The organism is Kitasatospora sp. NPDC023176 (genome assembly GCF_055560495.1).
The window spans coordinates 26919-32791 of record NZ_JBVHIP010000034.1 but is presented as its reverse complement, the minus strand read 5'-3'; the positions used below and the strand labels follow the sequence as shown (position 1 = coordinate 32791).

Below are 5873 nucleotides of genomic sequence, written 5' to 3'. Positions count from 1 at the left end.
CATCGACGCAACCCATCTGGAAGACCGGCGAACGGCAGGGGGCCCGCTGTGGACGGCCCGCGTGCCCCGCACCCGCGGCGCTCGCATTCCCGCACTCCGCGATCAGTCTCGGTCCGCCCGGCGCGGGAAATCCCTAGGGTCTTCGGGGCCTCCCGCAACCGCGCGCGGAGTCTAGGGATTTGCCGGGCGTTCGGGCTGGATCGTCGGATGCGCGTGCCAGGGGTACGGTCCGTCGGGCGAGGCCACGGGCCATCGACGTCGACGAGGATCACCGCCATGCCCGAAACCGTCCCGTACGGCGACCTGCCGAGACCGCCGCGAGCCACCGCGGGCGCCGCGCACGAGGCGGCGGAGGAGCTCAGCGAACTCGACGAGCAGCTGATCGCCCAGCTGGTCCTGCGGATCCGGCTGGGCCGGGGCCACCAACTGAGCCGGCGCGCGGCCGGGTTGCCGACGACCAGCCTGGCCCAGGAGAACGCGATGCTGCGCCGGTACGTGGCCCGGCTCGGCGATCCCGGTGCCGGGATCGCCCTGGCGATCCTGGAGCTCTCCCGTCCGCCGTCCGCGCCGACCGCCGAACAGCCGTAGGGCGGTGGGGCCGGGCCTCCCCCGTCCCCACCGCCCCGTCAGCCCGCGGGCGCCGTCACCAGTGCCCGCCCGCCAGCACGTCGCCGTAGTCGCGGGCCAGCCGGGCCTGTTCGAGGTCGGACTCGACCATCATCCGCATGAGTTCGGGGAAGTCCACCGTCGGCTCCCAGCCCAGCGTGCGACGCGCGTTGTCCGCGTCGGCACAGAGCGTCTCCACCTCCGCGGGACGCACCAGCGCGGGGTCGACGGTGACGTGCTCCTCCCAGTTCAGCCCCACGCAGTCGAAGGCGATCCGGGCCGCGTCGCGGACCGAGTGCATCCGGCCGGTGCCGATGACGTAGTCGCCCGGGTCGTCCTGCTGGAGCATCAGGTGCATCGCCCGGACGTAGTCCCCGGCGAAGCCCCAGTCGCGGACGGCGTCGAGGTTGCCGAGCAGCAGCCGGTCCTGCAGGCCGAGCTTGATCTGCGCGACCGCGAGGGAGATCTTCCTGGTCACGAACTCCGCGCCGCGGCGCGGGGACTCGTGGTTGAACAGGATCCCGGATACGCCGTACATCCCGTACGACTCGCGGTAGTTGCGGGTGATGTAGTGCCCGTAGGTCTTCACCACGCCGTACGGGCTGCGCGGGTGGAACCGGGTGGACTCGTGTTGCGGAGCCTCGGCGACCATGCCGAACATCTCGGAGCTGGAGGCCTGGTAGAACCTGATCTGCCCGGCACCTCCGCTGGTCGCGGCCGGCCGGTTGATCCCGCTGACCATCCGGATCGCCTCCAGCACCCGCAGCACACCGGTGCCGTTGACCTCGGTGACGAGCTCCGGCTGACGCCAGGACATCGGCACGAAGGAGATCGCCCCGAGGTTGTACACCTCGTCGGGCTGGATCGTGTCGACCGCGGAGACCAGGCTGCTCTGGTCCATCAGGTCGCCGTCGACGAAGCGCAGCTCCGGGATCAGCCGGCTGACCCGGTCCTTCCGCGGATTCGCCTGCCCCCTGGTGAGGCCCCACACCTGGTACCCCAGGGAGATCAGGTGCTCGGCCAGGTATGACCCGTCCTGGCCGGTCACCCCGGTGATCAGTGCACGCTTGGACATCCGTTCCCCTTCAGCCACTGCTCGCGGACCGCTCTCGGCCCAGCCAGCGAACCACTGACGCGGCTAAGGAATTCACCCGTCCTCGGGCCGGAGCACGGAGGTCACCGCCCGTACGCAGCCGAGCAGCGAGTCCGCCGAGTCCCACCCGCCGGAGAACGGACAGGCCTGGCACTTCCTCGACGGCGAGATCGACCAGGTCCTGACGTCGCTGCGCGCTTCGCACCCGGACAAGGCCACCGAGGTCCAGGCGCTCAACACCTTCCTCACCTCGCTCGGCTGACCGGACTCGACTGCCGCCCACGCCAGACGCTCGGCTGGGAAACCCCAGCCGAGCGTCTGGCTGAACTCCTCGCGGCCCAACCAACCGACCACGTGTTGCGACGACCGCCAGAAACCGCCGGCGTGAGGCCGGAACTGGCCACAACCCGGCACGGAGGGGCCTGTTCCGCCCCTGGCGCAGGCCGTCGCCTTCCGGTCGGCGGCTGCGGACGGGCTCAGCCCAGGAGCTTCGTCAGCACCCGGTCGAGCGCGCGGATGTCCTCCGACGGCAGCGCGAGCAGGGCGTCCGGCGGGGTCATGAGGATTCCGGTGGCGAGCGCGGCCTTCGCCTCGCCCTCCTCGGTGAGGTGGACCAGCTTGGAGCGCCGGTCGGCGGGGTTGGTGATGCGCTCGGCGAGGCCGCGCCGCACCAGGTCGTCCACGATCACGGTGGTGTACGGCGGATCGGCGGTCAGGCGTTCGGCCAGTTCCCGCAGGGTGATCGGGCCGCCGGCGAGGCGGCGCAGGGCCCGGACCCGGTTGAAGCTCATGCCGAGGGCGTCGGCGACGGCCTTGCGGCGGTTGTAGCGCTCCAGCACCAGCGTGCCCATCCCCTGCCAGACCCTGGCCGCCCTCTCGCGGTCGGCCTCGTCCGCCTCCGGATGTCCGCCGGTGTGCGTGCGCTCCATCAGGTGCCCACCCTCTCCTTCACCGTCCTGGTTCCCTCGCCGGCCTCCTCGGCGGCGAGCCGCTGCGCCGTGCGCTCGGCCGTCGCCCGGGCCCAGCGGCCGGAAGTGAGCGTACCGGTGACCAGGACGGCGGCACCGCAGCCGGCGACGATCCACCAGGCCGTCCGCGCCGCGCCGGTGAAGGCCGCCGGGTCGGAGTGGGCCGCGCCGGCCATCAGGGCGCCGATCACGGCCACGCCCAGCGACTGGCCGACCTGTCGGCTGGTGGAGGCGACGGCCGCCGCCACGCCGGCCTGCGAGCGGGGCATCCCGGACACGGCGGTGTTGGTGATGGGCGCGTTGACCAGGCCGAATCCGATGCCGAACAGCAGGAAGGCGAGCACCAGCAGGCCCGTCGGCAGGTGCTCGGAGTAGCTGACCGCCTGGAGCACAGCGCTGGCGCTCAGGGCCGTCCCGGCCAGCAGCAGCGGCGTGCGCGGCCCCCGTGCCGCCACCATCCGGCCGGACAGCGGCCCGGCCACCAGCGCCATGACGGCCATCGGCAGCATGAACAGCCCGGCGTGCAGCGGGTCGAGCTTCCGGACGTCCTGGAGGTAGAGCGAGCTGACGAACAGGAAGCCACCGAGACCGGCGAAGGCGGCGACCGCGATCACGGTGGCGCCCGAGAACGGCGCGGAGCGGAAGAACCGCAGGTCGATCAGCGGGTCCGGGCGCCGGGGCTCGTACCGGAGCAGGCCCAGCAGCGCGGCCACGGCCGCCGTCGTGCAGCCGAGTACCACCGGCGAGGTCCAGCCGCGCTGCGGCGACTCGATGATCGCGTACGTCAGCCCGGCGAGCAGCACGACGACCAGCAGCTGGCCGACCGGGTCCACCCGGCGGGCGCGGGCCGCCCGCGACTCCGGGACGTACCGGCCGGTCAGGAAGAGCGCGGCGAGGCCGACCGGGACGTTGATCCAGAAGATCGCCCGCCAGCCGGCCGACTCCACCAGCGCCCCGCCGATGATCGGCCCGGCGGCCATGCTGATGCCCACGACCCCGCCCCAGATGCCGATGGCGCGGGCGCGCTGGCGGGAGTCGGTGAAGGTGTTGCTGATGATCGACATGGCGACGGGATTGAGCATCGACCCGCCGACCGCCTGGAGCATCCGCGCCGCGATCAGCCAGCCGAGCCCGGGGGCCAGGCTGCACAGCAGGGAGGCCGCGCTGAACACCACCAGCCCGATCCGGAACACCCGGCGCCGCCCGATCCGGTCGGCGGTCGAGCCGGAGAGCATCAGCAGGCTCGCCAGCACCAGGGTGTAGGCGTCGACCGTCCACTGCAGCCCGGACACCGAGGTGTGCAGATCGCTCCGGATCGCGGGCAGGGCCACGTTCAGGATGGTGACGTCGAGGCTGACCATCAGCAGGCTCATGCAGCAGATGGCGAGCACGAGCCAGGGCCGCGGCCGCGCGGTGTCGGGCATGACGGACACTCCCAAGATTAATTGTGTTGGTGCAATCATTGTGGCCACACAACTAACCTGGAGGCAAGCGACGACCCGGCGGGCGTCCAGGCCCCGCACCCCGACGAGAGCCCGACGAAGGCGACGGCCCCCACACGAGCGATGGCCCCGACGCCGGCTCCGGCAACGCCCGGTCGCGCAGGCGCAGTGCGCAGCCGAGCGCGACCACCAGCACCCCGAGCACCAGGACGAGGACGGTCCGCAGGCCCTGGGCGTCCGCCGGCCCGCCGAGCAGCCGCCCGGCGGAGGGCATCGGTCGGCGGGAGTGAGGAGTCCCGGTGCCGAGCCGGAATCCCCAACTCCCGGGCGGGCGAGTCCGGATGCGGTCTCCTCCTCCGCCCCGGCTCCCGATATAACGGGGACGAAGGGGACCGAGGAGGTTGCAGCATGCAGGCGAGGAACCAGCGGGAGAGAGCCGGACACTCCCATCAGGACACGAGCCCGACCCGGACCGGCGCCCGGGAGAGACCGACGGCCCGGGCCGTGCCCCCGCAGTCCGCCGCGGACCTGCAGAGCACCCTCGGCAACGCGGCGACCGGCCGGGCGCTCCAGCGCGCGGCGGGCGACCGGGCCGCCGGCCGGCCGGTGGTGCAGCGGGTGCTGGACGAGAACAACGTGGAGGCCGCCTGCGCGGCCGGCGCCTTCGACGGACGGACCGTCACCCCGGGCAAACGGGCGGGCGACCTGCGGAACATCGTCTGGCAGGACCACTGGGACGCGATCTCGGCGGTGTGCAAGAAGCACAAGTACACCATCGCCGTCCGGGAGACCGGGGAGTACTCGATCCGGCGGATCGCGGAGGGCGCCAAGGCCAAGCCGCACACCATCCTGGAGAAGTCGATCAAGCCCGCCTCCGTCGAGAAGAAGTACGGCACCGGGCCCGGCCAGGCCCCGGGCGATCCGGCGACGGTGCTGGCCTGGCTGGACGCCAACGACCTGAGCGGCTTCGTCGGCCACTGGGGCGCCCAGGGCCTGCTCGGTGTGCGGATCGACAACCCGCCCGGCACGCTCCCCGCCGGGATCGTGCAGAACGGCGCCAACGGTGAGCCGTACGTGCCGCTCGACATGGGGCAGGCCGGCGGTGGACCGGCACTGGTCGCCCTGAAGACCGACCCGAACTGGAAGCAGTACCTCTACACCGGGGACTACGACCTGCACGAGGTGTACTCCGCCCAGGGCGGCACCGGCGGCGGCCAGATCCCGGAGGCGACCATGGAGAAGGCCAAGCTGCTGAACCGGCTCAACGCGGGAATCGCCCGGAACGACCAGCAGGAGCCGGTGGCGCGCCACGGCACGGTGGCCCTGGAGCACGGCCGGCTGCACACCCAGGCCGGCTCCGACCACGCCATGTTCCAGCACGGCGACCAGGCCACCTACCGGATGAACCAGTACCTGGAGTCGGAGGTGGCCCGGCACGCGCAGCAACTGGTGCGGGCGGTGGCCACCGAGACCGACGAGCCGCTGGCCTGGTGCCGGATGGGCACGTGGTACGTGACCAGGAACCGCGAGGAGCACAAGGTGCTGCGCAAGCGCTGGAAGCTGGCGGTGCCCCACACCTGGGACGACGACAACGTGGACCGCACCGCCCAGGGCGGCTACCGCACGGCCCACTACACGGCCTGACCCCGCCACCGTCGTCGGCGCCCGGAGGCCCCCCTGACCGCAGAGCGGTCAGGGGGGCCTCCTACGATCGGTTCGCATTCCTCGACGGACGCCGGAGCCGGACCGGCCGGGCGCCCGCCG

At 72.5% G+C, this 5873-nt stretch carries 5 protein-coding genes; 2 read left to right on the top strand and 3 right to left on the bottom strand.

Translation table 11 applies throughout. The features are described 5' to 3' along the window. Positions 1–276: 276 nt before the first annotated feature. Positions 277–588: a chorismate mutase family protein gene (locus ACZ3YL_RS33760; RefSeq protein WP_188304791.1), complete on the top strand. Its 312-nt coding sequence runs from the start codon at positions 277–279 to the stop codon at positions 586–588. Between the two features lie 55 nt (positions 589–643). Here ACZ3YL_RS33760 and ACZ3YL_RS33755 read toward each other — a convergent pair whose 3' ends face one another. From ACZ3YL_RS33755 to ACZ3YL_RS33745, 3 genes are all read right to left on the bottom strand, one after another. Beyond that, complete coding sequence (locus tag ACZ3YL_RS33755) at positions 644–1681, bottom strand: GDP-mannose 4,6-dehydratase (RefSeq protein WP_188304792.1); 1038 nt, start codon at positions 1679–1681, stop codon at positions 644–646. Positions 1682–2175: 494 nt separating this feature from the next. After that, on the bottom strand, positions 2176–2628 hold the full coding sequence (locus ACZ3YL_RS33750) for a MarR family winged helix-turn-helix transcriptional regulator (protein ID WP_188304797.1): 453 nt from the start codon (positions 2626–2628) through the stop codon (positions 2176–2178). Beyond that, the gene (locus ACZ3YL_RS33745) at positions 2628–4091 is read right to left on the bottom strand and encodes an MFS transporter (RefSeq protein WP_465661147.1); all 1464 of its coding nucleotides are present in this window, start codon (positions 4089–4091) and stop codon (positions 2628–2630) included. The genes ACZ3YL_RS33750 and ACZ3YL_RS33745 overlap by 1 nt, the downstream gene beginning before the upstream one ends. Before the next feature lie 522 nt (positions 4092–4613). Between ACZ3YL_RS33745 and ACZ3YL_RS33740 the strand changes: the two genes are divergently transcribed. Continuing rightward, positions 4614–5753 (top strand): hypothetical protein, encoded by a 1140-nt coding sequence (locus ACZ3YL_RS33740; RefSeq protein ID WP_188304799.1) that lies wholly within the window; start codon positions 4614–4616, stop codon positions 5751–5753. Positions 5754–5873: the final 120 nt, after the last annotated feature.

Excerpts from the sequence above, each read along its gene's own strand:
- ACZ3YL_RS33760 (WP_188304791.1), top strand. The coding sequence starts at position 277 with ATGCCCGAAACCGTCCCGTACGGCGACCTGCCGAGACCGCCGCGAGCC.
- ACZ3YL_RS33755 (WP_188304792.1), bottom strand. The coding sequence starts at position 1,681 with ATGTCCAAGCGTGCACTGATCACCGGGGTGACCGGCCAGGACGGGTCA.
- ACZ3YL_RS33750 (WP_188304797.1), bottom strand. The coding sequence starts at position 2,628 with ATGGAGCGCACGCACACCGGCGGACATCCGGAGGCGGACGAGGCCGAC.
- ACZ3YL_RS33745 (WP_465661147.1), bottom strand. The coding sequence starts at position 4,091 with ATGCCCGACACCGCGCGGCCGCGGCCCTGGCTCGTGCTCGCCATCTGC.